The following is a 26750-nucleotide window of genomic DNA, read 5'->3' as shown; positions in this document are numbered from 1 at the left end:
GTGCAGCCGCCCTGACGCCCGGTCACCCCTGTGACCTGGTGCGGTATAGTTCCGCTCATCTGGGGGGATGCGCGCGGTTGTCAGTGGAACGGGCTACGGTTCCACTGAATTCACAGCGCGGCCGACATCGGTGCGGGGATCTCCCAGGAACACCGTGGAACGGCTACGCCGAGGTCGCGATCCCCATCGCATCGCGCCGCGGCGGCGCAGCCATGAATGCAATTTCGGGGGAATGCATTGGCGCAATCAAGGACCTTTCTCGCCGACCGGGGCAATGAGTTCCGGGAACTGCTCGACGCGCTCTCCGAGGTCCGGTCCGGGCGCGCGGCCGTCACCGTGGTCGACGGCCCCTCGGGGCTGGGGAAGACCGCTCTCCTCGACGCCCTGGGCCGGGAGGCGCGGGACCAGGAGATGACGGTGCTGAGGGCCCGCTGCAGCATCGTCGAGCGCGACTTCCACTTCGGCGCCGTCCGCCAGCTCCTCGCTCCCGTGCTCGGCGCACCGGCCGCGCGGCGCCCGGCCGCCGCGCAGAAGGCGGAGGCGGTGCTGGAAGGGATGCCCTACCGGATGCCCGAGCCCGGTTCGGCGGCCGCCGACTTCGACCGGCTGGCGTCGCTGTGCGCACCCGTCCTGCAGCTGGCCGAGGAGCGGCCGGTGGTCCTGGCGGTGGACGACGTCTGCTGGGCCGACGAGTACTCGTCCCAGTGGCTGGCGTTCCTGGCGCGCCGGCTGGACGACGTCCCGGTGCAGCTCGCCGTCGTTTCCCGGGGCTCGCTGCCGAACGCCGGCGGTGAGCTGGTCCACGAGCTGATGCAGCACCCGGCGTGCCGGGTGGTGCAGCCCGGGCTGCTGACCGTGGAGGGCGCGGCCCGGGTCGTCGCCGAGGGCGTCGGTCCCGGGGCCGCCGAGGCGTTCGGCCCGGAATTCCACGCGATGACCGGGGGCAACCCCGCCCTGGTCGCCGCCCTGGTCCGCGAGCTGGGCAGGACGGGCGGGCTGCCGGAGACCACCGGGCTCGTCCGCCCCGGCGCGGTCGGCGAGCGGGTGCTGCCGACCGCGTTGCGGGCCCTGCTCCGCCGGGAGCCGCCCGTGGTGCTGCGGGTGGCCGGTCTGCTGGCCGAACTGGGCGTCGACACCGGGACCGACGTCCTGCGGACCGTCACCGGGCTGGAACAGCCGCTGCTCGACCATGCGGTGACCGCCCTGGAGGGCAGCGGGCTGCTGGCCGCCGGCCCGGCCGGGCGGTTCTGCCACCCGCAGGTCTCGGAGTCGCTCGCCGGCCTGCTCGCGGCCACCGACCGGGCCATCGCGCACGCCGACACCGCGCGGGCGCTGTTCCGGGCCCGGGCGGCCGCGGAACGGATCGCGGCCCACGTGGTGGCCGGCGCGAGCACCGGCGAGCCGTGGCGGGTGGAGGTGCTGCGCCGGGCCGCACGGTCCGCGGGCGAGCGGGGCGACACAGCGGCGGCCGTCCGCTTCCTCCGGCACGCGCTCACCGAGACCGCCTCGACGGAGGTCCGGCACCGGCTCCTGGTGGAGCTGGGCACCGCCGAGGCCCACAGCGACCTGAACGACTGCGTGCGGCACCTCGGCGAGGCCGAGACCCTGAGCACCGATCCCGAGCAGCGGGCGAAGTTCGTGCCGTTGCTCGCCCGCGCCCTGGTCCAGTCGGGGCTGCCCCGCCCGGCTCTCGACCTGCTCGACCGCACGGCGGCGGAACTCTCCGACACGAATCGGCTGCTGCTGCCGATCCTGAGCCTGCGCGCCGTCATTCCCGACGGGGGACGGCCCGCCTGCTGGGGTTCTCTGACCACCCGCGGGCCGCGGGCGGAGCCCACGGGCCGGACGCCGGACGAGCGCGGGCTGCTGGCGGCGCTCGCGATGCGGTCCGTGATCGCCCTGGACGGCGCCGACCGTGCCGGAGAACTCGCCGGGAACGCCCTGCGCGGGTTCCACCCGGCGCAGGACCAGGCCCAGACCGCCGTGCTGGCCGTGACCGCCCTGCTCGACGCCGACCGGATCGAGACCGCCCGTCGCGGGGCCTCGGAGATCCGGGCGGCCGACCTCGCGCACTGGCCGCCGGCCGCGCGGGCGGTGACGGCCGCGGTCCGGGCACGGCTGCGCCACCGGACCGGTGAGCTGGCCGCGGCCCTGGACGAGGCCGAGCACGCCCTGGCCCTGTCGGACGAGCCGCACCCGTACCTGCCGCACGTCGTCGCGGCCGCCGTGCAGGTCCTGCTGGAGACCGACCGGGTCGAGGCCGCGGCGGAGCTCGTCGAACGCGTCGCCGGGGCCGCCGGCCACGCCGGCTGGACGTGGCCGTACTTCCTGGAGGCCCGCGCGCGCGTGCGCATGGCCCAGGGGCAGGCCGCGGCGGCGCTGCGGGACCTCATGGAGTGCGGACGGCTCATGGAGGAGCTCTGGGGGGACAATCCGGGCCGGATCGCCTGGCGCTCCCGGGCGGCGGTCATCGAGCACCGGCTGAACCGCCCGGAGGCGGCCCAGGAGTTCGCCGCCCAAGAGGTGGACCAGGCGCAGGCCTGGGGTGCCCCGGTGGTGCTGGCCCGGGCCCTGCGGGTGGCCGCGCTGGTCGGTCCCAGGGCGCTGGCCCGGACGGGCCTGGAGGACTCGGTGGCGCTGCTGGAGAACGCGTCCGATCCGCTGGAGCTCGCCCGATCGGTGACGGCGCTCGGCACCCTGCTCGCCGCCACCGGGCACACGGACGCCGGACGGGCCCGGTTGCGCCAGGCCCTCGCGCTCTCCCAGGCCGCCGGGGCCACCGCGCTGGCGGGCCGCGTGCACAACGAGCTGCTGGCCACCGGCGCACGCCCGCGGCGGCTCCCGCAGGTCGGGCCGGAGTCGCTGACCCCGAGCCAGCAGCGGATCGCCCGGCTGGCCGCCGAGGGGCTGAGCAACGAGGACATCGCGGCCCGGCTCTACATCACCCGGCGCACGGTGGAGTTCCATCTGACGCACGTGTACCGGAAGTTGTGCATCGACGGACGGGTCGGCCTGCGCGCCGCGCTGTTCGGGGAGGCGGCCTAAGGTCTTGGCCGGCCCGGCGCCCCGGGCCGGCCAACGCGCTAGATCAGCGGATGCGGCTCCCGGCGGCCCTCGGGTGCGAGGGGTGTGAGGCCGGTCCTGGCGCCTGCGGACGCGAGCCGGCCGCGGTGCCAGTTGAAGGCGCAGGACTCGTCCAGCCGCAGGGGTTGCAGGCCCTCGGGCACGATCTTGACCGCGTGCCAGCCCATGCGGACGAGCGCCTCGGGCAGCCGGTGGGTGAGGTCGACCGCCACCGGCCGCACGCCCTGCTCCGCGAGTGCCCGCACCAGCCCGTCGACGGTGAGCCCGTCCGAAGCGGCACCCGCTCCGGCGTCGGCGAGGAGCCGCGCCTCCTCCGGGACGAACCCGGCGGCCCAGGACGCCACCGCCGCCGCGCCGTGCTCGGAGGCGAAGTACTGCGCGCGTTCGAGCTCGGTGCGCGGCTGCGCGGTCGGCGTGTCCGCGGGGTCGTTGCGGTTGACCAGGCGGAGCGCGGAACGGATCTGCATGGCTTCCTGCAGGGCCTTGCCCAGAGCGGTGCAGGCGTCCCCGGACGCGCAGGCGCCGACGGCCGCGAGCCGCCCGGGGCCGTCCGTGTCGACGATCACTGCGGTGGCGCAGTGGACGCCGGGCAGGCCGGTGGGGATCCAGGCCAGCACCGGTCGCAGTCCGGCGGCGGATGCCGCCCGGTGGGCGAGCCGGAGCCGCTGCCGGCCGGGGGTCGCCGGGCTCTGCCGCAGGACGGCCTCCGGGTCGGCCACGGGCAGCGGCAGCCGGCACTGCCAGGCGGTGATGAGCGCGTCCCGCTCGATCACCTCCAGCAGGGCCGACAGCAGGGCCTGCTCGGGGGTCGCTCCGGAGGCGGCTCCCGACGGGGACGGGTCGAAGCCCGCCGCGTCGTCCGGGTGGGCCGGGTAGTCGACCAGGCCCGCCGGGACGTGCACCCCGCCGCCGTCGACGAGCGACCGGCCCGGGTACCAGCGCAGCTCACGGCGGGCCGCGGCCGGGTCCGCCAGCTCGGCGCCCTCCCGGGTGAAGTCCAGGGCGGAGCCCGCCAGTTCGGCCACCGAGGCGACCGTCACCGGGTCGCCGGCCGGGTACAGGGCGAAGCGCTCCACCGCCTCGCCCGCGGCACGCACCAGGGTGTCGCCGCGCGAAGCGCCGTACGCGCCGACCACCTCGCGGGCGAGCGTGCTCCCTTCGCGGGAGGCGGCCCCGGTGCGCGCCGGGTGCAGTTCCACCAGGCCCTGCCAGAGCGGCTCGTCCGGCAGGCGGGGCGGGCGGAGCGCACCGGCCGCGGCCAGGCCGTTGTGCGGGTCGAGCGTGGCGATGAAGTCGATCACGGGGCTGCCTCAAGGACCTCGGCGTACAGTTCGGTGAGCTCGTGGACGGTGAAGCCGGCCAGCATGGGCAGGCCGCCGCCCCAGGCGCGGGCGGCCGACCTGGCCAGGTCGGCGGGCGCGGGCGCGGGGCCGGCGAACGCGTCGACGCCCCAGTCGGCCGCCAGCGTCCTGATGCCGTGGACGGGGTCGTCCGCCAGCCCGGGCGCTCCGGCCCTGACGGCGTCCCAGGCCTGCCGGAGCCGATCCCGGTCGCCGAGCCTGGCGTCGCCGGCCATGATCCGGCGCCACACCACGGGCAGGACGGCGGCGGTGGCGGCCATCTTGCGCACGCCCGCGCTCGCGGACAGCTCGTTGGCCAGGAACCAGGTCTTCGCGGCGAAGGGGTCGCGGCCGACCATGCTCAGCCCGAGGACGGTCCGCGCGCTCAGCACGGCGACCTCGGCCGCCGGCCGTCCGGTGCTCCCGGCTGCCGCGAGTTCCCGCAGCAGGTCGCGGGCCTCGGTCTCGGCCGCCGCCGGGCAGCGCCTTCCGGGGGGCATCAGGTAGGCGTTGGCCATGCGCATCATCGCCTCCAGCGTCCCCTCCCGCAGGAGGGGGCCCGGGAGGGAGGCGGTCGCGACCGGGTCCAGCACCGCCGTGTCGGCGGACAGCAGCGGATGCATGACGAGCTTGCGGCGGCCCTCGACCAGCACCGTGGCGGCGCAGCTCACCTCGGCGGCGGTGCCGACGGTGGTCGGGACCGCGACGAGCTCCGGGTGCGGTCCGGCGAGCGGTTCGGCCGGGCCGCCGTGCACCAGCCCGGGACGGGAGCCGCCGAGGCGGATCCGCGTCGGCGTGCCGGGGGCGGCGGTGAACAGCCGGGCCAGTGCGGCCTGGTCCAGCACGGCGCCGCCGCCGACCACGACCACGCGCTCGAACTCGCGCAGCTGCCCGGCGAGGACGACGGCGCTGTCCAGGTCGCCGGCCAGGGGGTCGACGCGGATCACCTCCCCGTCGTGGGGGAGCGATTCGGCGAGACCGGGCTGGTCGGCGTCCACGACGAGGACCGTCCGGTGGGCGCGGACCCGCCGCCACACCTCGGCCAGCGCGCCCTCGCCGAAGTGGATCTGCGTGCGCTGGCGCCAGACCGCCGGCGGCCCGGGGCGGTCGGTCCCGCCGGTCACCGGTGCCCCACCCGTCGGGAGGTCTCGGCGAGGCCCTCGGCCACCGCCTCGGCCAGGTCGGCGTGGTCCTGCTCGGTGCTGGTGAGGACCGGGATGAGCTGGACGGCGCCGGGGCCGGGGTAGACCAGGGCGCCGTGCGAGCGGATCGCCGCGATCGCGCCCTGGACGGCCCGGCCGTCCAGCGGGTCGCCGTCGGCGTCGCGCAGGTGCAGGGCGCGGAAGCAGCCGACGCCGGTGGTCCTGGCCACCAGCGGCAGCCGGTCGGTCAGTTCGCCGAGGAGCGCGTCCAGGGCGGCGGCGGTCCGTGCGCCGGCGGCCAGGGCGTCGAGCTCGTCGAACTGCCGGAGCGTGGCCGAGACCGCGGCGCAGCTGGCGGGGCTGCCGGCCTGGGTCTCGGCGTGGACCAGGATCGCGTCCCGCCGCTCGAACCCCTCGGCGACGGCGTGCGAGACGAGCACGGCCGAGGCGGCGCAGCTGCCGTTGGTCAGGCCCTTGGAGGTGAGGAGCAGGTCCGGTGCCTCGGCCCAGCGCGAGCTGGCGAACAGCGGGCCGGTCCGGCCGAAGCCGGTCGCCACCTCGTCCGCGACCAGCAGGAAGCCGTGCTCGCGCCGCAGCCTGATCATGGCCTCGACGAAGGCGTCGGACAGCGGGTGCGCCCCGGACCCGAGGACCGGCTCGCACACCAGCGAGGCGACGCGGGAGCCGTGGCGGGCCATGAACCGCTCGAGTTCCTCCGGGTCCGCCGGGTCGACGTGCCGGACGTTGCGCAGGTCGACGCCGTACAGCTGCTGGTCGAGCGCCTCCCCGGTGAGGGAGTGGGCCCCGTACGTCAGCCCGTGGTAGCTGCCGCGCAGGCCGACGACGAGCTTGCGCTCGGGCCGGCCCCGGAGCACCGCGTACTGCCGGGCGAGCTTCATCGCGAGGTCGTTCGCCGCCCCGCCGGAGGTGGAGAACACGGCGCGCCGGTAGGCCGTTCCGGCGGCGGCGACGAGGTCCTCGGCGGCCCTGACCGCGTAGTCGTGCGAGTAGCGGAACAGGCTGAGGTAGGAGGCGTCCCGGCCGGTGGCGGCGATCGCGTCGCCGATCGCGTCGTTGCCGTAGCCGAGGTTGACGTTCCACAGGCCGCTGGTGGCGTCCAGCACCTCGGTGCCGTCGGCGAAGCGCAGCCGGGTGCCGCGGGCGCCGGTGGCCCGGCGGTCGACCCGGCCGAACTCGCTGGGCGGGAGCAGGAACTCCCAGAGCGGATAGGTGTTCACGGTGGTCACGCGGGCCTCCTGGCGGTCAGCACGAACAGGGGCGAGCCCTCGGCCATCCGGCGCACGGGGTGGACTTCGACGGCCGGGAACCCGGCGTCGGACAGCTCCTGCCGGAGCGTGTCCAGGTCGGGCGTGTGGACGGTGGAGGTCAGCAGCAGGGGCCGGCCCTCGCGCCCGAGGTGCAGGACGGCCACCCGGCGGCGCTGCAGGTGCGGTTCCTGGTACTCGACGAGGAAGTCCACGGCGTCGGCGGTGGTCATGGGGTGCACGGCCTCGGTGGCCGCGGCCGCCGGGGGGTGGAGGCTGAGGACGAACTCGCCCCCGGGCTCCAGGTGGTCGTGGACGCGGCGCAGGAACGCCGGTCGTACCTCGGGCGGCACCAGTCCGATGGTGGTGGTGCCGAGGACCGCGGCCCGGAAGGTCCGGCCCAGGTCCAGCTCGAACATGTCGGCCTCGACGGTCTCCAGCCGCTGCGCCAGGTGCCGGGCGGCGGGGTCGGCGAGGCGCCGGGTCAGCTCGGCGAGCAGGGAGGCGGACAGGTCCAGCGCGGTGACCCGGTGCCCTGCGGCGAGCATCGGGATGGTCAGCCGGCCCGAGCCGCAGGCGAGTTCGAGGACCGGGCCGGACACGCCGCGCAGCCTGGTGAGCAGATCGGGGATCTCGCTGGTGTCGTGGACGGTGAGCCGGTGGTACACCGGCCCGCCCAGGGGTCCGTACATGTCGGTGACGGTGAGCGAGGTGCCGAGGGCGGCGGCGATCCGGCCGGCCAGGCCGGGCAGCGCCGCCGGTTCGATGGTGCCGGCGCTCATCGGTCGCCCTCCGCACGGGCCGGCGAGCCGCTGCCGCCGAGGCGGGCGGTCAGGTCGGCGTGCAGTTCCGCCGCCCGGGACGGGGTCACCTGGAACAGCCGGGCGGCTTCGGCCGCGGCCTGCTCCGCCTCGTCCAGCACCGCGAAGACCTCCAGCAGCCGGGCGGAGTCCCGTCCGAGCCGGAACAGCCGGGAGCCGTCGGCCGGCACGGCGTAGCAGGTGCCGTCGTGTTCGGTGATCAGCGGCGCGTCCACGGCCTCGACCGGCGCCGTCGGCAGCCCGGGGGTGAGGCGCACGCCGAACCCGGACACCGTCGGCTCGCCGCCGAACCGGCCGGCCAGCCGCCGGCGGACGTCGAGCGCCCGGAGGTAGCGGCCGAGCCAGGGCCGGGAGGCCGCGCCGGCCAGCAGGACGGACCGCTCCAGCACGCCGTCGAGCGTGGGATCGCCGCCGTGCGCGGCCAGGGCCATGGCCACCGCCTCCGCGCCGTCCTCCACCCGGGCCAGGTCGCTGCCGCCGATCCCGGTGCGGACCGTTCCGTCCGTCGTGACGTACAGCCGCCCGGTGCCCGGCCGGCGGGCGGGCGCCGCCAGGGCGCCGATGTCGGCCGGGTGGACGGAGGAGTGGCCGAGCGCGGCGGCCCAGACGCCGCCGTGCGCCGCCCGGTCCGCGTCGGCGAGGAACGCCGCGTGGTCCGCCTCGCCGGTGATCCGCACGACCGTCGGGCCCGCGATCGACAGGTACGGCAGCGAGCAGTAGTCGAAGGTCTGCACGTAGACCTCGTCGGCCACCGACAGTTCGTCACCCGGGTGCGCCAGGCCGCCCCCGACGGAGATCCCGGGCACCCCGGTGCCACCGCCGTCGGCGTCCTCCGCGAACAGCCAGGCCCCGGGAGCGACCAGGCCGGCGGCGAGCACCGGGTCCACGTCGCCGCCCGGCTCGACCAGCACGCCGCCCGGATTCCGCCGGGCCGGCGCCGTGTCGCCGGCGAACCATTCACAGAGCCGGTCCACGCCCTCGCGGAGCTTTTCCTCCACCGCTGTTCTCCCTCTCCGATTGCCGCCGGCGCCGCCTTTTCCCGGCGTGCCCGATCAGGACGAACGTACGGCCGGAAAGCCCATCGGGAACACCGTTGAACGACCCTGGAGTCGACCACAGGTATTTGTCCGCACCTCCGCAGCGAAGAGCCGTCGGACACGTAGCGATCCCCGAAGCAAAAACCGCAAGGTGTTCCCACCGGCCGTACCGGGGGCCAGGATTGGGAGCAACACCGCAACCGGACTGGAGGCACGGAATGCCCGCTGTCGAGTTTGAGAACCTGCCGGAATTCGACGTCGAAGAGCTGGAAATGCTCGACGCGCCGGGTTTCCTCGGCTGGGACAAGGAGACCTGGGCCGGCTTCGCGGTCGGCGCCGGCATCAGCGCGGGAATCCTCGCGACCTGACGAGCGACACCCGATGGACCACACCTGATGGACCACGCCCGATAGACCACGCCCGATAAACGACTGCCAATTGGAGAATCACATGCAGCAGAACCAGGACCAGGATCCGGCCACCCGCCCCGACTTCGCGGTCGAGCCCCTGGAGGAGCTGGACGCCCCCGGCTTCATGGACGGCCTCGGGACCGGCATCACCATCGTCGGCGGCGGCGCCGCCATCCTCGAGGCGGCCGGCGTCATCGCCCTGACCTGACCGCGGTCGACACCCGAGAAATCCCACCGGTCGACCGGTCGACCGATCAACCAGTCAAGGAGAACCAGTGAACCAGGACATCACCACCCAGCCGGAGGCCGCGGACTTCGCGGTCGAGGAGCTCGACACCCTCGCCGCCCCGGGCTGGCTGGACACCGCCCATGACGTCACGCAGATCACCGCCCTCGGTGGCGCGGCCTTCGTCATTGGCCTGAGCATCACCTGATCCACCGTAGGCTGTGGGGGCGGGCGACGGGGGCGACCCCGTGCCCGCCGCCACAGCAGGCGCTGCGAGACCGATGCACCGCCACCTCATGTCCGAAAGGAGCTGGGGGTGCTCCGGTTCCAACCATGGCGGCGCACCTCCGACCGACCATGCGAAGCTTTTACGTAAGCCTGGGCATCGTCAGCCTGGCCATACTCCTCACCAGCCTTCTCGCCCGGCACACCGACGGCCCGCTTCAGACCGGCCTCTGGGTGCTCGTCGGCGTCGAGTGCGTGGCCGCGTTGGCCGTCATGGCCCGCAGGAACTGACCGCCCGGGCTCCATCTGGAGCCACATTTTGAAGCCTCTGATCGTCTGCACAGATCTGACCAAGGAATACGGCGGATTCCGCGCCGTGGACCGGGTCTCCTTCGAGGTCACCGCCGGCAGCGTCACCGCCCTCCTCGGGCGCAACGGGTGCGGCAAGTCCACCACGCTCCGGATGCTGCTCGGGCTGACCGCCCCCACCTCCGGCAGCGCGCTGATCGACGGGGTCCCGTACCGCGAACTCCCTTGCCCCGCACGGGTCGTGGGCGCGGCGGTCACCGACGTCCCCGGACATCCCGCGCTCACCGTGCGGGCCCAGCTGAGCCTGGTCGCCGAAGCCGTCGGCGCCCCGCCCGGGGCCGTCGACGAGGTCCTGCGGACGATCGACCTGGAGGAAGCCGAGTACCGCCGGATCGACGTGCTGTCCCTCGGCATGCGCCAGCGGCTCTCGCTCGGCTGCGCCCTGGTGGGCTCGCCCCGGATCCTGGTCCTGGACGAGCCCGCCAACGGCCTTGACCCGGACGGGATCCGCTGGCTGCGCGGCTTCCTGCGCTCCTTCGCCGAAGGGGGCGGCGCCGTGCTCGTCTCCAGCCACAGCCTGGACGAGGTCCAGCGCACCGCGGACCACGTGGTCGTGCTCGACCGGACGGTCCGGTACGCGGGCCCGCTGGACGGCCTGCTCGACGACGCCCACGCCAGTCTGGACGACGCGTTCCACCACCTCCTGGACGGCACCCGCGACACCGAGGGGGCCGCCGCGTGAACGCCGGACCCACCCACCCCGCCCGGTTCACCACCGTCCTGCGCACCGAGCTGCGCAAGCTGCGCGCCGGCCGCGGCCTGCTCTACACCGTCGGCACCGGCCTCGCCCTGATCGCCCTGGCCGCCATCGGCTCGGCCCGGCACGCCACCGAGGCGGCCATGCCGGCCGAGGAGGCGGCACTGGCCGTCATCCGCCAGGGCTTCGCCGGGCTGCTGTTCGCCACCATCACCGGCTCGCTCCTGGTCACCGGGGAGTACCGGCACCGCACCTGGACCCGCACCTACCTGGTCACTCCGGACCGGACGCGGGTGCTCGCCGCCAAGGCGGCGGCCTCGGTGGCCGTCGGCCTCCCGGTCGGCGTGCTGTCCGCGCTCGTGAGCACCGCCATCGCGGCCGGCTTCGGCCACGCCCCCGTCAACACCTGGGAGGTGTGGCGGCTGCTGCTGACGATCGTGCTGGTCAGCACCCTCGCCGGCCCCTGGGGGGTGGCCCTCGGCTACCTGATCCGCAACCAGGTCGCCACCGTGCTCGCCGTCGTCGCGTACACCAGCGGCATCGAGGCCGTCGTGATCGTCGCGCTCCCCGACTTCGGGCGCTTCCTGCCCGGCGGCACCCAGCTGTCCCTGCTGCACGACCCCGAGCTGACCGCGCCGCTGCCCGGCTGGGCCGCGCTGGCCCTGCTCCTCTGCTACATCGCGGCGGCCCTCCTCGGTGCGGTGTTCCGGGAGCGCACGGCGGAGCCGAACTGACATGGGGACCGCCACTGCCGCACCCGTCCGGGACGTCCCCGCCAGGCCGCAGGTGCGGCCCGGGATCGAGCTCATCGCGCCGGAGAACGGCGAGCGGGCCTGGACGGCCGCCGACCACGACTCGGGCCGGTTCACCCGCCTCGGCGCCGGCGCCGCCACCCTCCTCCAGGGCCTCGACGGCACCCGTGACCTGGACCGGCTCCGGGCCGACCTGGCCCCGTCCGTCCCCGCGGAGGTGCTCGACACCGCGCTGCGCCGCTTCACCGACCTCGGGCTGCTGACCGGCACCGCCCCCGAGAGCCCGGGCAACGGCCGCTTCCAGTACAGGCGCCCGGCCGCCCTGCAGTTCACGGTGTTCCGGCGCCCGGGCTTCCTCGCTCCGGGCCGCCCGCTGCCCCGGCTGATGGCCAACCGGGTGAGCACCGCGCTGTGCGGTGCCGCCGTGTTCGCCGGGCTGGCGGTGGTCCTCTCCGGCGCCGTCCGGATCTCCGAGGCCGCCTGGCGGCCCCAGCCCTGGCAGTACTGGGCGATCGCCATGGGCGTCGTGATCGCGGTCAACGGCCTGCACGAACTCGCCCACGGCGCCTGCCTCGCCCGGTACGGCGGGCACGCCCGCCGGATCGGCGTCATGCTGCTGTACCTGACGCCGGCGATGTTCTGCGACGTCACCGACGTGTGGCGGCTGCGCGACCGCCGCCAGCGGGTCATGGTCGCGCTGGCCGGGGTCACCTGCCAGCTCGGCTGCGCGGGCGTGCTCGCGCTGGGCTCGGCGGTCACCGCCGGCGCCGCCTGCGACCTGCTCGGCGTGTGCGCGACGATGACCACGTTCGCGGGGCTGTTCAACCTGCTGCCGTTCATCAAGCTCGACGGCTACATCGCCCTCATGGCGTGGGTGGACATCCCGAATCTGCGGGAGAAGAGCATGGCCGACGTCCGTGCCCTCGCCGGCTGGGTGGCCTTCGGCGGACCCCGGCCCGCCCGCACCCTGGCCGACGGCTGGGCCGTGTACGGGGCCGTCTGCCTGCTCTTCCCCTGGTTGCTGCTCGGCAACCTGCTCATCGCCGGGCGGGCGGCCCTGATCGGCTTCGGGCCGATGGGGGCGCTGTCCTGGCTGTGCGTCCTCGCCGCGCTGGCCCTCCACATCGCGGTCCGGCTGTTCCACGCCTACCGTGCGAGCGGCGCCCGCACCCCCTTGCGCGGTCTGCTCGCCCTGGGCGCGGGCGCGGCGGTCCTCGCCGGCCTCGCACACGCCCGCCCGTACACCGAGACCGAGTACGGCGCCTACACCGTCACCGGCGACGGCGTCCGTCTGCTGCTCCCGGACGCACCGGGAATCCGCGCCCCCCAGCCGGGTGGCGAGGTCTCCCTCGTGCACCTGGGGATCCTCGGACGACAGCCCGTCGGCACCGCGGTCACCGGAACCTCCACGGGCACGGAGACCGTCCCGGCGGAGCCCTTCCTCCCGGTCACGGGGGTCCCCGGCTCGCTGTCGGCGAAGGTGTACACGCTCTCCCGCCCCACCGGCGCCGAACCGGGGGACCAGGGCATGGCGGTCGTTGCGACCGGGAGCACGGACCTCCTGACCCACCTGGCCAGAGCGGCCGTGCTCGACCCGTGGCGACTCGTGGTCGACGGCTGACGTCGCCTCCGGGGAATCCCCGCCCTACGGACGGCCCGTGAGCCAGTCGGCCGTGGTGGGGAGCCAGTCGGGGAGGGCGGTGCCCAGCAGGTGGTTGCCGTGCGGGACGAGGAGGAGCTCGGCGGCGGGGGCCTCGGCGGCGAGGGGGGTCGCGTTGGTGACGCCCGGGATCACGTCCTCGCCGCCCTCGACGACGAGGACCGGCACGGTCAGCGCGGGCACCAGGCCCGTCACGTCCAGCCGGGCGGCGAACGCGCGGGCGGCCTCGGGGCCGCCGCAGCGCTGGACGAGGGTCGCGCGGACGAACGGGGGGAGCTCGTCCCACGCCAGCCGGTACGGGCCGCTGACCAGTGCGGCGGCCCGTACGCGCGGCTCGTGGGCGGCGGCCGTGGCCGCGTAGTAGCCGCCGAGGCTCAGGCCGACGACCGCGATCCGGTCGGGGTCCAGGCCGTCGCGGCCGGCGAGGGCGTCGATCGCGCGGCCGACGACGCGGTGGTAGTCCGGTTCGGGGGCGCTGCCGGCGGCGAGGACGCCCTGGCCGGGGCCGTCGATCGCGAGGACGGCCGAGCCGCGGGCCAGCAGGGCCTCGACGACGGCGTGGAACTCCTCCTTGCCGGAGTCCATCCCCGGCACGACCAGTACGACCGGCCGGGGTGCCGCCGGGCCGCCGGACGGGCGGCGCAGCCAGCCCGCGAAGCCGTCGCCCTCGACCCGTTCCGCCGCCGGGTCGAGGTGGGCCAGCGCCCGCCGCATGGCCTCGTCCGCGTCGGCGGCGGTCCGGGCGGCGGCCTCGCGGTCGGGGTGCGGGAGCCACCCGGCGACGTGGTGCCAGCGGGCGGCCGTCCGGTACGCCTCGCCGGCGGTGACGCCCCGGCCCTCGGCGGCGGCGCGCCCGGCGGCCTCCGCGTGGCGCTGCCCGGCGGCGGCGCACGCGGCGGGCCAGTCGTGCGCGGAGGCCAGCGGGGCGGTCACCCGGTCGTAGTCGTACGGGTCGAGGCCGGCGCCGTGGGCGCGGGGGCGGCTGACCTCGACGAAGGCGGCGAGGAAGCCGGGGTCGTCGAGGAAGGAGAAGAAGGAGTCGTCGGACATCGTCGGTTCCCTTTCGGCGCGGATCAGTTGACGGTCAGGACGGCCTTGCCGCGGATGCGGCGGTCGCGCAGGTCGGTGAGGGTGGCGGCGGTCTCGGTCCAGGGCGCGACCCGGCCGAGCTCGGGGGTCAGGCGGCCCTCCGCGACCAGGCGGACCAGGGTGGCGAGGTCGCGGCCGTCGGGCACGTCGGAGTCGGCGTAGTGGAAGTGCCGCAGGGTCGCGGACTCCGGGCCGGTGAAGAAGTCGAAGAAGTCGAGCGTGGCGGGCCGCCGGGAGGCCTGGCCGAACCAGATCAGGGTGCCGCGCCGGGCCAGCCGGGCGAGGGCGAGCGGCAGCGCGTCACCGCCGGTGGACTCCAGCACCAGGTCGTACGGGCCGCGCGCCGCGCCGACCTCGTGGACCACCTCGGCCGCGCCGAGCTCGGCGAGCCGCCGGCCGCGCTCGGGGGAGGCGGCGACGACGGTCAGTTCGGCCCCGGCGGCGGAGGCCAGCTCGGTGAAGTAGTGCCCGACGCCGCCGGAGGCACCGGTCAGCAGCACCCGGCGGCCGGCCAGCGCGCCCGCCGTGCGGAGCAGGCGCAGCGCGGTGAGGCCGGCCAGCGGCAGGGCGGCGGCGCGGACGGCGTCGATGGAGTCGGGGAGCTCGGCGAGCGAGCTCGTGGGCACGCGCACGTACTCGGCCCAGCCGCCCGCGGGCGGGTGGCCGACCACGCGGCGGCACACGCCCGGCCCGGAGCCGTCGGCGGCGGCCTGGACGACCAGGCCCGCGACGTCCTTGCCCGGCCGCCAGCCCGGCTCGGGGGCCTCCAGCTTGAAGGTCTCGCCCCGGTTGACCGAGAACGCCTCGACCTTGACCAGGGCCTCCCCCGGTCCCGGCTCCGGCTGCGCGACCTCCGCGAACCCGACCGGTGCGTCCGCCCGGCCGGTCGGTACCAGCGCCTTCATCCCGTTCGCCCCTCTCGGCGTGCGTCCCGTTGACCGGCCCAGCACACCGCGGCGGCCCGGAGCCGGTCCAACAACCGCCGGGCGCCGCCGACAACGGGCGGTTGTCGTCCGGGGAACGGCGGCACCCGGCCTGAGCCGAAAGGCACGTCCTAAGCTGATGCCTCATGGATCTTGATCTCGCGCAGGTGCGGGCGTTCGTGGCCGCCGCCGAGGAGGCGCACTTCGGGCGGGCGGCGGGGCGGCTCGGGGTCAGCCAGCAGGCGCTGTCGAAGCGGGTGGCCCGGCTGGAGGGCGCCCTCGGGGTGCGGCTGCTGGACCGGGACGCCCGGGGCGTGGGCCTCACCGAGGAGGGCCGGCGGTTCCTGGAGCCGGCCCGACGGGTGCTCGACCAGGGGGACCGGGCGGTGGCGGCGGTGACGTGCGCCGCCCGGCCGCTGCGGATCGACGTCTGGGGGCACCTGTTCGCGCCGATGCGCACGGTCGCGCAGGCGCTGGACGGCGCGCCGGGGCTGGAGGTGGAGCCGGTGCCCGGCCGGGACCTGCCGTCGGTCGCGGCGGCGCTGCTGCGCGGGGAGTCGGACGCGGGCTTCGGGCGGGTGCACCCGCTGCCGGAGGGCCGGGACGCGGGGCTGACGCACCGGCTGGTGCGGCTGGAGCCGGTGGACGTGCTGCTGTCGGCCGGCCACCCGCTGGCCGGCCGGGACGTGCTGCGCCCGGCCGAGCTGCGCGGCAGCGTGCTGCGCTACCCGGCGGCGGTGGACCGGCTGGACTTCCTGACCAGGTTCGCGGACCGGTTCGGCATCGAGCGGCGGGCCGGCTCGACCAACCTGGGGCTGGAGCACTTCGTCGAGCAGGTCCGCGCCGCCCCGGACTGCTTCTCCCTCGTCCCCGCCGACGTCCCGCTCCCGGACCGTCCGGGCGTGCGGACCGTCCCGCTGGTCGAGCCGACGCCGCTGTACGCGTGGTCGCTGCTCTGGCGCACCGAGGGCGGCCCGGGTGACGGCGCGGCCGCCGACCAGCACCCCCGGCTCCAGCCGCTGCTGCGGGCGTTCGCCGAGGAGGCCCGGCGCAGCAGGTGGCTGGAGTACGACCCGGCCCGCGACTGGCTGCCGGACCCGGACGAGGCCGCGCTCATCCCGTAGGACCCCCTGGCCCCGTCACGCCACCGCCTGGTACGCGAGCACCTCGAAGTCCCGTGCGACCGCGGGCGGGGTGGGGCCGTCGAACATGCGCTGGGTGAGCAGGATGCCCGTCAGCCGCTCCTTCGGGTCGTTGAACCAGGTGGTGCCGAGGCCGCCGTCCCAGCCGTAGCGGCCGGGGGTGGGCAGGCCGTCGCGGGTGGTGGCGACGGAGACGCCGAAGCCCCAGCCGGTGAGTTCGTCGCGGCCCAGCAGCGGTGCGGAGGCGGTGAGTTGGGCGGGGGTGAGCTGGTTGGTGGTCATCAGCTCGACGGTGGGGCGGGAGAGGATCCGGACGTCTCCGTGGGTGCCGCCGGCGAGGAGCATCCGGGCGAAGGCGAGGTAGTCGTCGACGGTCGAGACGAGGTCGGCGCCGCCGTCGTCGAGGGCCGCGGGCCGGGACCAGGCGCTGTCGGCGGGGTCGTCGTAGACGACGAGGCCGCGGGCGGGGTCGTGCCAGTACTCGACGGGGAGCCGGTGCAACCGGTCGGCCGGGACGGTGAAGCCGGTGTCCCGCATGCCGAGGGGGCCGAGGACGCGCTCGCGCAGCACGTCGCCGAGGGGCTTGCCGCAGGCGCGGGCGAGCAGGATGCCGAGGACGACCGAGCCGGTGTGGTAGTGCCAGCCGGCCCCGGGCTGGTGCAGCAGCGGCAACTCGCCGAGCCGGCGCAGGAATTCGTCCGGCGCTGGGTAGTCGGCGCGCGGCGGCAGGACGTTGACGCCGCGTTCGGCCATGGCGGCGGCGATCGGGGCGCCGCTCGGCGTGGTGAGTCCGTAGCCGAGCCGGAAGGTGAGCAGGTCGCGCAGGCTGATCGGACGGGCGGCGGGCTCGGTGTCGTCGAGCGGGCCGTCCGGCCGGCGCAGCACGCGCCGGCCGGCGAGTTCGGGCAGCAGGTCGTCGAGCGGGTCGTCGAGGCGCAGGACGCGCTCCTCGACCAGGGTGAGCGCGGCCACGGCGGTGACGGGCTTGCTCATGGACGCGATGCGGAAGATCGTGTCGCGCCGCACCGGCGCGCCGCCCCCGGCCGTGTGGCTGCCGAGGACCTCGACGTGCTCGTCGGCGTCCCGGGCGACGGCCGCCACCAGGCCGGGCACGGCACCCCGTTCGACGTGCCCGGCCAGTACCCGGTGCAGGCGCTCCAGCCGTTCCTTCGACAACCCGCTCATCGTCCACCGCCCTTCCGGACCGCTGACGGTCCGTCGATCGACTCGTCCGGCACCACGATGGCGCACGGCGGCGACGATCGGGGCGGAACGGGGCGGGAAGGGGCTGCCGCGGCTCAGTTGGTGCGGAGCCAGTGGTCGGTGGTCCGCAGCACCGAACCGTCCGCGGCGTAGGTGGTGAAGGTCTTGACGCCGGAGCCCGGCTTCGCCATGAGGCCGAACCAGCGCAGCGTGGAGTCCCCGGCCGCGACCGGGACCGCCTCGGTGGAGCCGCCGGTCGCCCAGGTGATCACGACCTTCGCCACCTCGGGCCCGACGCCGCCGGCCACCACCGGCGGGAGGCCGGACTCCGCCGCGTCCTTGAGGCCCAGCGACGTGCTCACGCCGGCGACCCCTCCCTCGTACGGTCCGCCCGGCTCGTTGACCACGTGGACGGAGTCGTCCGGCTGCCGCTTGCCGTCCACGGTGTAGTAGAGGTTCGCCAGGTCGTTGTGCGGGGCCCAGTTGCCGGCCGCGTCCTGCGGGAGCAGCGAGCGCGGGTCCGGGTCGGCGGCGGTCCGTTCCTTCCGCATCGTCTCGATCTGCCGGAGGGCGTCCTGCTCGGTGGCCGGGCCGGGCCACTCGGCGACCCAGGCCTGCCAGGTGTGGCCGTTCGCGCTGCCCTCGCCGATCTTGACGCGGATCGGGGTGAACGGGTCCCGCGCGGCCCCGGCCGGGCTGCCCGGGGCGGACGGCGTACCCGACGAAGCCGGGGAGGCGGAGGGAGCGGCAGCCGTGGAAGGAGCCGCCGCCACCGCGGCGCCGCCCGTCCCCGGCCCGTGGCCGCCGAACGCCGAGGCGACCCCGGCCACCGCGACGACCGCCGCCGCGGCCGCGGCCCCGGCCAGCAGCCGACGGCACCGCAGCCGACGCCTCCCGCCGGCGACCAGCCGGTCGTACGGCACCGCGTCGGCCTCGATGCTCCCCGCCAGGTCACCCAGCGCCCACGAGGCGGCGGCCTCCTCCGCCGCCGTCGGCGCGTGCTCGTTCCCGGGCATGGACTCCGTGCTCATCTGCTACCTCCGATGGTGGTCAGTCCGTCCAGCGAGGAGGACTCCCGGAGCTTGGCCAGCCCCCTGGCCGCCTGGCTCTTCACGTTCCCGACCGAGCAGTCCATCGCCGCAGCGGTCTGGGACTCGCTGAGGTCCTCCCAGTACCGCAGCACCACGGCCTCGCGCTGGCGCGGCGGCAGGGCGGCGAGCGCGGCGAGCAGCACGGCCCGGTCGTCCGGGTCGGCCCCGGCCGGGGCGGGCCGGTCGGGCGGGGCCTCGACCAGGTACTCGGCCGGTCTGCGCCGCCGCCACCGCCGGGCGTGCTCGTTGACCAGGATCCGGCGCACGTACGCGTTCGGGTCGTCCGCCGCGCGGACCTTGTTCCAGTGCACGTACGCGCGCTCCAGCGCCTGCTGGACCAGGTCCTCGGCGCCGTGCCGGTCCCCCGCCAGCAAGTACGCCGTGCGCAGCAGCCGCGTCCACGCGCTGCCGGTGAACGCGCGGAACTCGTCGTCCCGCGCGGCCTTGTGGGCTCCCATGAGCACCTCCTCACCCCACCTGAGTCCGGGGCGCCCGGAAACCGTTGCCCGCACCCGCCCGGAATCCTCCGGGCCCGCCGTGGCGTTCTCGCACCGACCCGGCCACCCGCCGTTCGCGGATCGCCACCGGCGACTGTGACACTGGAGGGGCTCGAAAACCGAGGTGCGCGCCGCCGTGCCTCCTTGCGAACCTAGAGGGATGCCCGCAGTGAGTTCTCCCGCAGTCCAGTCCGCCGCCGCTCCCGCGGAGGGCCCCGGTATCGGCGAGCTGGCCGCCCGCCTGCCCGAGCTGACCCTGCGCGACGAGGTGCGGATCGGACGCCGGCTGGAGGGGGCCCGCCGGGTCCGCAAACCCGAGGCCCGGCAGAAGATCGCCACCGAGATCGCCGCCGACATCGAACGCGCCGAGCTGCTGGTCGAGCAGCGCCGGGGCGCCGTCCCGAAGATCACCTATCCCGCCGAGCTCCCGGTCAGCCAGAAGAAGGACGAGATCCTGGCGGCGATCCGGGACCACCAGGTGGTGATCGTCGCGGGCGAGACCGGCTCCGGCAAGACCACCCAGATCCCGAAGATCTGCCTGGAGCTCGGCCGGGGCGTGCGCGGCCTGGTGGGCCACACCCAGCCCCGCCGGATCGCGGCCCGCACGGTGGCCGAGCGCGTCGCGGAGGAGCTGCGCAGCCCGCTCGGCGAGGCCGTCGGCTGGAAGGTCCGCTTCACCGACCAGGTCGGCCAGGACACCCTGGTCAAGCTGATGACGGACGGCATCCTGCTCGCCGAGATCCAGACCGACCGGGACCTGCACCAGTACGACACCCTGATCATCGACGAGGCGCACGAACGCAGCCTCAACATCGACTTCATCCTCGGCTACGTCAAGCAGCTGCTGCCGCGCCGCCCGGACCTCAAGGTCGTGATCACCTCCGCGACCATCGACCCCGAGCGCTTCGCCCGGCACTTCAACGACGCCCCGATCATCGAGGTCTCCGGCCGGACCTACCCCGTGGAGGTCCGCTACCGCCCGATCCTCGACGAGGACGCCGAGGACGACTCCACCGACGCCGACCGCGACCGGGACCAGATCCAGGCGATCTGCGAGGCCGCCCAGGAGCTCCAGGCCGAGGGGCCGGGCGACATCCTGGTCTTCCTCTCCGGCGAGCGCGAGATCCGCGACACCGCCGACGCGCTCACCCGCCTGAAGCTGAAGTCCACCGAGATCCTGCCGCTGTACGCCCGGCTGAGCTCGGCCGAGCAGCACCGGGTGTTCCAGCGCTCCGGCAGCCGCCGGATCGTGCTGGCCACCAACGTCGCCGAGACCTCGCTGACCGTCCCCGGCATCAAGTACGTGATCGACCCGGGCACCGCCCGCATCTCCCGCTACAGCCACCGCACCAAGGTGCAGCGGCTGCCGATCGAGGCGGTCAGCCAGGCCAGCGCCAACCAGCGCAAGGGCCGCTGCGGGCGCACCTCGGACGGCATCTGCATCCGGCTGTACTCGGAGGAGGACTTCCTCTCCCGGCCGGAGTTCACCGACGCCGAGATCCTGCGCACCAACCTGGCCTCGGTCATCCTGCAGATGACGGCCGCCGGCCTCGGCGACATCGCCGCGTTCCCGTTCCTGGACCCGCCGGACTCGCGCAACATCAAGGACGGCGTGCACCTGCTGCACGAGCTCGGCGCCCTGGACCCGGACGAGAAGGACCCGCGCAAGCGCCTCACCGCGCTCGGCCGCAAGCTGGCGCAGCTCCCGGTGGACCCGCGGATGGCCCGCATGGTGCTGGAGGCGGACAAGAACGGCTGCGTGCGCGACGTCATGGTGATCGCCGCCGCGCTGTCCATCCAGGACCCGCGCGAGCGCCCCACCGAGAAGCGCCAGGCCGCCGACGACCGGCACCGCCGGTTCACCTCGGAGACCTCCGACTTCCTCTCCTACCTGGCGATGTGGCGCTACGTCCGGGAGCAGCAGAAGGAGCTCTCGTCCTCGGCCTTCCGCCGCATGTGCAAGGCGGAGTTCCTCAACTACCTGCGCATACGGGAGTGGCAGGACATCTACACCCAGCTGCGCACGGTGGCGAAGCAGTTGGGGGTGACGATCGAGGAGCCGCATCCGGACGCCGAGCCGGACGCGGACCGGATCCACCAGTCGCTGCTCGCCGGGCTGCTCTCCCACATCGGCCTGTTCGACGTGGAGAAGCGCGAGTACGGCGGCGCGCGCGGCGCCAGGTTCGCGGTCTTCCCGGGCTCCGGCCTGTTCAAGAAGCCGCCGCGCTGGGTGATGTCGGCCGAGCTGGTCGAGACGTCCCGGCTGTGGGCCAGGATCAACGCGAAGATCGAGCCGGAGTGGGTCGAGCCGCTGGCCGGCCACCTGCTCAAGCGCAGCTACAGCGAGCCGCACTGGGAGAAGAAGGCCGGCGCCGTCCTCGGCTACGAGCGGGTGACGCTCTACGGGATGCCGATCGTCGCCCAGCGCAAGATCAACTACGGGAAGATCGACCCGGAGCTGTGCCGCGAGCTCTTCATCCGCAACGCGCTGGTGGAGGGCGACTGGGAGACCCACCACAAGTTCTTCGCGGAGAACCGCAGGCTGCTCGGCGAGGTCGAGGAGCTGGAGAACCGGGCCCGCCGGCGCGACATCCTGGTCGACGACCAGACCCTCTTCGACTTCTACGACGCCCGGCTGCCCGAGGACGTCGTCTCCACCCGGCACTTCGACGCGTGGTGGAAGAAGGCCCGGCACGAGCAGCCGGACCTGCTCAGCTTCGAGAAGTCGATGCTGATCAACGACGCCGCGGACGGTGTCACCGAGGCCGACTACCCGGACCACTGGCAGCAGGGCAAGCTCCGCTTCACGCTGACCTACCAGTTCGAACCGGGCAGCGACGCGGACGGCGTGACCGTCCACATCCCGCTGCCGGTGCTCAACCAGGTCACCGCGGAGGGCTTCGACTGGCAGATCCCGGGCCTGCGCGAGGAGCTCGTCACCGCGTGGATCAAGTCGCTGCCGAAGGCGGTCCGGCGCAACTTCGTGCCCGCGCCGGACTTCGCCAAGGCCGCGCTGCGCGCGGTGAAGGACCGCCAGGAGCCGTTGCTCCCGTCCCTGGAGCACGCGCTCAAGCGCCTGACGGCCGTGACCGTCCCGCCGGAGGCCTGGGACGACGACCGGGTGCCGGACCACCTCAAGGTCACCTTCCGGGTCGTGGACGGCCGCCGCAAGCTCGCCGAGTCCAAGGACCTGGAGGAGCTGCGGCTGCGGCTCAAGCCGAAGCTCAAGGAGACGCTGTCCTCGGCGGCATCCGGCCAGGGCATCGAGCAGGGCGGGCTGACCGCCTGGCCGGCCGGCCTGCCGGTGCTCCAGCGCACGTTCGAGCAGCGCTCGCGCGGCCACTCGCTGCGCGCCTACCCGGCGCTGGTGGACGAGGGGCAGTCGGTCGGCGTGAAGCTGTTCGACACCCCGCAGGCCCAGGAGCGGGCGATGTGGGACGGCACCAGGCGGCTGCTGATGCTGACCACCAACTCGCCCGCCAAGTCGATCCAGGGCCGCCTGGGCAACCAGGCCAAGCTGGCGCTCTCGCACAGCCCGCACGGCTCGATCACCGCCCTGTTCGAGGACGTGGTGGCCTGCGCGACGGACCGCCTGATGACCCTGGGCGGCGGCCCGGCCTGGGACGAGGCGGCCTTCGGCAAGCTGCACGACAAGGTGCGCGCGGACCTCTACGACCTGTCCGCGGACGCCACGCTGAAGACGGCCACCGCGCTGATCGCCTTCCACAAGGCCTCGACCCGGCTGCGGACGGTCGGCAGCCCGGTGCTGCTGAACGCGGTGAACGACGTCCGGCTGCACCTGGCCTCGCTCGTCCACCCGGGCTTCGTGACGGACACCGGCTGGCAGCGCCTGCCGGACCTCAAGCGCTACCTGCTGGCGGTGGACCGCCGGCTGGAGGCGCTGCCCAACCACCCGCAGCGGGACGCCCAGCAGCTGCTGAAGGTCCAGCAGGTGCAGCAGGCCTACGGGGAGCTGCTGGCGGCCGTCCCGGCCGGGCGGCAGCCGTCCGCGGAGGTGCGGGCCATCCGCTGGATGATCGAGGAGCTGCGGGTCAGCTTCTTCGCGCAGTCGCTGGGCACGCCGACCCCGGTGTCGGAGAAGCGGATCATGAAGGCGATGGAGGCGGCGCGGGCCGCGCTCTGAGTTCCCGCCGGTGGCCGGGGGTGGGGCCCTCAGGAGCCAGTTCGACCTGGGGGCCCACCATGGGCTACGATCTGTCTTGTTCGCAGCGCGGCAAGCGAGTGAACGAGATCAGAAAACTCTGGTCCCGTGGAGCAGTTGGTTAGCTCGCCACCCTGTCAAGGTGGAGGTCGCGGGTTCAAGTCCCGTCGGGATCGCCGCAGTGCGAGAGGCCCGGAACCGTTCAGGTTCCGGGCCTCTCGCGTTTTGGGCGCACACCCCTTTACCCCGCACTTGGTCTGGACCACAAGTGACGGAGCGCGTGACGGTCGTCACTTACGTTTTCCCCACAACCGGCGCGGCACGACCTCGCTCGGAAGCCACTAATTTAATATGTAAAATTGTACAGTTATTCACTGTAAATCCCCCCCGCCCCATGGGCATCAAATCGTTATCCGGAGTTCAACATTCCGACAGATCGGCGACCGGCCCCGGGCATGGCAAAGGGGCTGCTTACCGGACCCGGCGGAGTCCGGTAAGCAGCCCCTTTAAAGAGCCTTCGGCCTATCAGGCCTCGGTGCGCTGGGCGGGAATCCCGGCCAGCAGTGCGCGCACCTCCGCCTCGCGGTAACGGCGGTGACCGCCGAGCGTGCGAATCGACGTCAGCTTGCCCGCCTTGGCCCAGCGGGTGACCGTCTTCGGGTCCACGCGGAACATGGTGGCAACCTCTGCCGGCGTCAGCAGCGGCTCAGCATCAGGGGTACGAGCGGTCATGAGCGGCCTCCTCGGGAGAACCGAACCAGGGCGGTTCTATCCTTCAAATTCTGCACCTTGGCCCGCGATGCCCGAAATGGCATAGACGGGCCGAGTCGGTTATAGGACGAACGGCTTGTCCTGGTGTCTACAACTACACCATCCGTCCAGCCCTATCGACCAAACCGCCAAAATTGACCCCTCACGGGTTCAAGGCCGACGGATGGCGATGGACCACCCCATAACGGACAGTCACACGCCAGTGACATCCGGTTACGAGGGGACCAGACCCTCCGTTTCCCCGCAAAGCGCGCATCGACTCCAGAACCACCCAAAAGTGGGCACGCTCGCGTGGAGTTGGGCTGGTTGTCCCATTTTTGCACATAGGGGTAAGTTCGCGTCAACGGTGAGTAGTGTCACGTTCGACAGGTATTGACCCGAACCGGGACCTTCGTCATGCGGCTCGGGCCGAAGGACCCTTCCAGTCATACACGGGCGCTCGGACGCCAGTTCGCCCGCTAGTTCGCGTACCGCAGCGCCAGGACGCGCCGCCAGCGCACCGTCAGCTCCCCGTACACCCGCAGCGCCTCCGCGTCGTCCCCCGCCCGCAGCGCCCGCAGGCCGTCCTCCAGCTCCCCCGCCGAACGGTCCGCCAACAACCGCTCCGGTCCCAGCAGATGCACCAGCCCCCCGTAGTCCAGCTCCACCAGCGAACGCGGATGGAACTCCTCCAGCCACCGCCCGACCTGCTCGGCCCCCCGCACCAGCTCCCCCTCCGGAACCGCCTCGCGCAACGCCCGGTAGGCCCGGGCCACCCGTCGGCGCGCCTGCGACATCGGCGTCAAGTAGAACAGCGCCGGCGCCCGGTGCCCCGCCCCCTCCCCCTTATCCCCCGCTTCCGCCGGAACGAAGCAGCGGTCCTCCTCCCCGAACGGCAGGAACCACCGCACCGGCACCTCCCACCGGCTGGTGAGGATCCACGGCCGGGCGTCCGGGTGCTCGGCCCGCCAGCGCTCCCGGTCCGCCTCCGCGGCGGCCCGCGCCACCGGCGGCAGCGCGGTGTCCAGCAGCGCCACCGGAGTCCCCGCCCGCAGCTCCTCCAGCGCCTGCCAGCTGCGCAGCCTGGTCGCCCACGGGCAGACGTAGAGGACGCCGTCCACCAGCCGCACGAAGGCCCGCTCGCTCTCCCGCTCGGGCAGTGCCCGGGGCGTGCGCCCGACCAGCCCGGCGAGTGCCTCGCGCTGCTCCGCCAGCACCGCCTCGGCCACCGGCCGGGCGGCCTCCGCGGCGTCCGGACCGTGCTGCGCCGCGTACGCCTGCCAGCGCGCCCGCTCGGGCTCCGGATAGGCGGCCAGCGGCTCGTAGACCCGCAGGTGGGCGGCGTACGGCGGCTGTACGGAAGTACGGACGACGGTCACGTCCTGCATGGTCGCACGCGGGGCGCGGCGCCGGGAGGGCGCGCCCCCGAACGGTTCGCGCCCGCACTCCGGGGGCCCTCCCGTCTCACCCCTCGGACAACCGGCACAAGCTCGGACAAGAGGGCCGATCGTCGACGGGCACGCGACTACGCTTCGCCTTAGGCGCCCGCACCACAGCAGCGGGCCTTCGATACTGGAGTCACCACAGTGACCGACGTACAGACATCCGCCACGCACCCCGCACCCGGCGTGCTCAGCAGGATCTTCCGTACCGAGCAGGACGGCGCCCCCGGCGACGGCCACGAGCAGGTCGTCCTCTGCCACGACCGCAGCTCCGGGCTCAAGGCGATCATCGCCATCCACTCCACCGCGCTGGGCCCCGCCCTCGGCGGCACCCGCTTCTTCCCGTACGCCTCCGAGGAGGCGGCCCTGGAGGACGCGCTGAACCTGTCCCGCGGGATGTCCTACAAGAACGCGCTCGCCGGGCTCGACCTCGGCGGCGGCAAGGCCGTCATCATCGGCGACCCGAACAAGGACAAGAACGAGGCGATGCTCCGGGCCTACGGCCGCTTCGTCGAGTCCCTGCGCGGCCGCTACATCACCGCCTGCGACGTGGGCACCTACGTGCAGGACATGGACGTCATCGCCCGCGAGACCGGCTTCGTGACGGGCCGCTCGCCCGAGCACGGCGGCGCCGGCGACTCCTCCATCCTGACCGCCTTCGGCGTCTTCCAGGGCATGCGCGCCAGCGCCCAGGCCCGCTGGGGCCAGCCGACCCTGCGCGGCAAGCGGGTCGGCGTCGCGGGCGTCGGCAAGGTCGGCCACTACCTGGTCGGCCACCTCGTCGCGGACGGCGCCACCGTGGTCGTCACCGACCCGTTCGAGGCCGCGGTCAACCGCGTCCGCGCCGCCCACCCGGAGGTGGAGGTCGTCGCCGACACCACCGCCCTGCTCCAGGCGAAGCTGGACGTCTACGCCCCCTGCGCGCTCGGCGGCGCCCTGACCGACGACGTCGTCGCCGCGCTCGGCGAGTCCGGCACCTCGATCGTCTGCGGCGCGGCCAACAACCAGCTGTCCCACGCGGGCGTCGAGAAGGACCTCGCCGACCGCGGGATCCTCTACGCCCCGGACTACCTGGTGAACTCCGGCGGCGTCATCCAGGTCGCCGACGAGATCGACGGCTTCAACTTCGAGCGGGCCAAGAACAAGGCCACGAAGATCTTCGACACCACTCTGGAGATCTTCACCCGGGCCGCCGCCGACGGCGTCCCGCCGGCGGTCGCCGCCGACCGCCTGGCCGAGAAGCGGATGCGCGAGATCAGCGCGCTGCGCACGGTCCTGCTCCCGGGCGCCCGCCGCGCCTGATCCGGCCCCGTCCGGAGCCGATCCGGTCACTCCGTGCGCGGGGGACGGTCCTCCTCCGTCCCCCGCGCATCACGATGTGGAACCGGATTCTCACTTCTGCGCCCGAACGGGTGATCCGAGG

The 26750-nt window shown here is 74.3% G+C and carries 23 protein-coding genes and 1 tRNA gene; 12 read left to right on the top strand and 12 right to left on the bottom strand.

What is annotated here, in order from left to right; genetic code table 11:
• The first annotated feature begins 237 nt into the window (after nt 1–237).
• Nucleotides 238–3045, top strand: coding sequence for a helix-turn-helix transcriptional regulator (locus tag ACFXDE_RS26100; protein WP_380497174.1), 2808 nt, complete (start codon nt 238–240; stop codon nt 3043–3045).
• Nucleotides 3046–3083: 38 nt separating this feature from the next.
• Here the strand turns inward: ACFXDE_RS26100 and ACFXDE_RS26095 are convergent, their stop codons facing one another.
• From ACFXDE_RS26095 to mpaB, 5 genes are read right to left on the bottom strand one after another with little or no spacing between them, the layout of a single operon-like run.
• A complete protein-coding gene (locus ACFXDE_RS26095; RefSeq protein ID WP_380497173.1) occupies nt 3084–4385 on the bottom strand; it encodes a YcaO-like family protein in 1302 nt (433 codons plus the stop codon).
• Nucleotides 4382–5548, bottom strand: a complete 1167-nt coding sequence (locus tag ACFXDE_RS26090) for an iron-containing alcohol dehydrogenase (protein WP_380497172.1) — start codon at nt 5546–5548, stop codon at nt 4382–4384. The genes ACFXDE_RS26095 and ACFXDE_RS26090 overlap by 4 nt, the downstream gene beginning before the upstream one ends.
• Nucleotides 5545–6813 carry a daptide-type RiPP biosynthesis aminotransferase gene (gene mpaD, locus ACFXDE_RS26085; RefSeq protein WP_380497171.1) on the bottom strand — a complete coding sequence of 423 codons (1269 nt, stop codon included), beginning with the start codon at nt 6811–6813 and terminating at the stop codon, nt 5545–5547. The genes ACFXDE_RS26090 and mpaD overlap by 4 nt, the downstream gene beginning before the upstream one ends.
• Nucleotides 6810–7613 carry a daptide-type RiPP biosynthesis methyltransferase gene (gene mpaM, locus ACFXDE_RS26080; protein WP_380497170.1) on the bottom strand — a complete coding sequence of 268 codons (804 nt, stop codon included), beginning with the start codon at nt 7611–7613 and terminating at the stop codon, nt 6810–6812. Before mpaM ends, mpaD begins: the two co-directional genes overlap by 4 nt.
• Complete coding sequence (gene mpaB, locus ACFXDE_RS26075; RefSeq protein WP_380497169.1) at nt 7610–8650, bottom strand: daptide biosynthesis RiPP recognition protein; 1041 nt, start codon at nt 8648–8650, stop codon at nt 7610–7612. The genes mpaM and mpaB overlap by 4 nt, the downstream gene beginning before the upstream one ends.
• 257 nt (nt 8651–8907) lie before the next feature.
• On the opposite strand from mpaB, the gene ACFXDE_RS26070 reads away from it, so the two are divergent.
• From ACFXDE_RS26070 to mpaP, 7 genes are all read left to right on the top strand, one after another.
• A complete protein-coding gene (locus tag ACFXDE_RS26070) occupies nt 8908–9057 on the top strand; it encodes a hypothetical protein (RefSeq protein WP_380440650.1) in 150 nt (49 codons plus the stop codon).
• 82 nt (nt 9058–9139) lie between these two features.
• Nucleotides 9140–9307, top strand: coding sequence for a hypothetical protein (locus ACFXDE_RS26065; RefSeq protein WP_380440652.1), 168 nt, complete (start codon nt 9140–9142; stop codon nt 9305–9307).
• Between the two features lie 67 nt (nt 9308–9374).
• Nucleotides 9375–9533, top strand: coding sequence for a hypothetical protein (locus ACFXDE_RS26060; RefSeq protein WP_380497168.1), 159 nt, complete (start codon nt 9375–9377; stop codon nt 9531–9533).
• 149 nt (nt 9534–9682) lie between these two features.
• Nucleotides 9683–9841 carry a hypothetical protein gene (locus ACFXDE_RS26055; RefSeq protein ID WP_380440656.1) on the top strand — a complete coding sequence of 53 codons (159 nt, stop codon included), beginning with the start codon at nt 9683–9685 and terminating at the stop codon, nt 9839–9841.
• Nucleotides 9842–9869: 28 nt separating this feature from the next.
• Entirely contained in the window at nt 9870–10601 is a 732-nt protein-coding gene (locus ACFXDE_RS26050; RefSeq protein ID WP_380440658.1) for an ABC transporter ATP-binding protein, read from the top strand.
• Nucleotides 10598–11350 carry an ABC transporter permease gene (locus ACFXDE_RS26045; RefSeq protein WP_380497166.1) on the top strand — a complete coding sequence of 251 codons (753 nt, stop codon included), beginning with the start codon at nt 10598–10600 and terminating at the stop codon, nt 11348–11350. The genes ACFXDE_RS26050 and ACFXDE_RS26045 overlap by 4 nt, the downstream gene beginning before the upstream one ends.
• A gap of 1 nt (nt 11351) precedes the next feature.
• The gene (gene mpaP / locus ACFXDE_RS26040) at nt 11352–12989 is read left to right on the top strand and encodes a daptide biosynthesis intramembrane metalloprotease (RefSeq protein ID WP_380497165.1); all 1638 of its coding nucleotides are present in this window, start codon (nt 11352–11354) and stop codon (nt 12987–12989) included.
• A 24-nt stretch (nt 12990–13013) separates the two neighbouring features.
• Here mpaP and ACFXDE_RS26035 read toward each other — a convergent pair whose 3' ends face one another.
• Nucleotides 13014–14078 carry an alpha/beta hydrolase family protein gene (locus tag ACFXDE_RS26035; protein WP_380497164.1) on the bottom strand — a complete coding sequence of 355 codons (1065 nt, stop codon included), beginning with the start codon at nt 14076–14078 and terminating at the stop codon, nt 13014–13016.
• A 23-nt stretch (nt 14079–14101) separates the two neighbouring features.
• Nucleotides 14102–15022 (bottom strand): zinc-binding dehydrogenase, encoded by a 921-nt coding sequence (locus ACFXDE_RS26030; protein ID WP_380440666.1) that lies wholly within the window; start codon nt 15020–15022, stop codon nt 14102–14104.
• 164 nt (nt 15023–15186) lie between these two features.
• Between ACFXDE_RS26030 and ACFXDE_RS26025 the strand changes: the two genes are divergently transcribed.
• Nucleotides 15187–16164 (top strand): LysR family transcriptional regulator, encoded by a 978-nt coding sequence (locus ACFXDE_RS26025; RefSeq protein WP_380497163.1) that lies wholly within the window; start codon nt 15187–15189, stop codon nt 16162–16164.
• 15 nt (nt 16165–16179) lie between these two features.
• Here ACFXDE_RS26025 and ACFXDE_RS26020 read toward each other — a convergent pair whose 3' ends face one another.
• From ACFXDE_RS26020 to ACFXDE_RS26010, 3 genes are all read right to left on the bottom strand, one after another.
• Nucleotides 16180–17367, bottom strand: coding sequence for a serine hydrolase domain-containing protein (locus tag ACFXDE_RS26020; protein ID WP_380497161.1), 1188 nt, complete (start codon nt 17365–17367; stop codon nt 16180–16182).
• Between the two features lie 113 nt (nt 17368–17480).
• Nucleotides 17481–18416 carry a hypothetical protein gene (locus ACFXDE_RS26015; RefSeq protein WP_380497160.1) on the bottom strand — a complete coding sequence of 312 codons (936 nt, stop codon included), beginning with the start codon at nt 18414–18416 and terminating at the stop codon, nt 17481–17483.
• Nucleotides 18413–18934 (bottom strand): SigE family RNA polymerase sigma factor, encoded by a 522-nt coding sequence (locus ACFXDE_RS26010; protein WP_380440673.1) that lies wholly within the window; start codon nt 18932–18934, stop codon nt 18413–18415. The genes ACFXDE_RS26015 and ACFXDE_RS26010 overlap by 4 nt, the downstream gene beginning before the upstream one ends.
• A 199-nt stretch (nt 18935–19133) precedes the next feature.
• Here ACFXDE_RS26010 and hrpA point away from each other — a divergent pair, with 199 nt between their 5' ends.
• Together hrpA and ACFXDE_RS26000 are read left to right on the top strand one after the other, a co-directional pair.
• Nucleotides 19134–23117, top strand: coding sequence for an ATP-dependent RNA helicase HrpA (hrpA, locus tag ACFXDE_RS26005; protein WP_380497159.1), 3984 nt, complete (start codon nt 19134–19136; stop codon nt 23115–23117).
• Nucleotides 23118–23237: 120 nt separating this feature from the next.
• Nucleotides 23238–23311 (top strand) — tRNA-Asp (locus ACFXDE_RS26000).
• A gap of 349 nt (nt 23312–23660) precedes the next feature.
• Here the strand turns inward: ACFXDE_RS26000 and bldC are convergent.
• Both bldC and ACFXDE_RS25990 read right to left on the bottom strand, forming a co-directional pair.
• Nucleotides 23661–23867 carry a developmental transcriptional regulator BldC gene (gene bldC / locus ACFXDE_RS25995; RefSeq protein WP_014137253.1) on the bottom strand — a complete coding sequence of 69 codons (207 nt, stop codon included), beginning with the start codon at nt 23865–23867 and terminating at the stop codon, nt 23661–23663.
• Between the two features lie 497 nt (nt 23868–24364).
• Nucleotides 24365–25273, bottom strand: coding sequence for a hypothetical protein (locus tag ACFXDE_RS25990; RefSeq protein ID WP_380440677.1), 909 nt, complete (start codon nt 25271–25273; stop codon nt 24365–24367).
• A 198-nt stretch (nt 25274–25471) separates the two neighbouring features.
• On the opposite strand from ACFXDE_RS25990, the gene ACFXDE_RS25985 reads away from it, so the two are divergent.
• Complete coding sequence (locus ACFXDE_RS25985) at nt 25472–26629, top strand: Glu/Leu/Phe/Val dehydrogenase dimerization domain-containing protein (RefSeq protein WP_380440679.1); 1158 nt, start codon at nt 25472–25474, stop codon at nt 26627–26629.
• Nucleotides 26630–26750 lie beyond the last annotated feature (121 nt).

The organism is Kitasatospora sp. NPDC059408, from assembly GCF_042751525.1.
GTDB lineage: Bacteria > Actinomycetota > Actinomycetes > Streptomycetales > Streptomycetaceae > Kitasatospora.
Note: the sequence above shows the minus strand (reverse complement) of the source record. Positions and strands in the feature narration are given on the sequence as shown.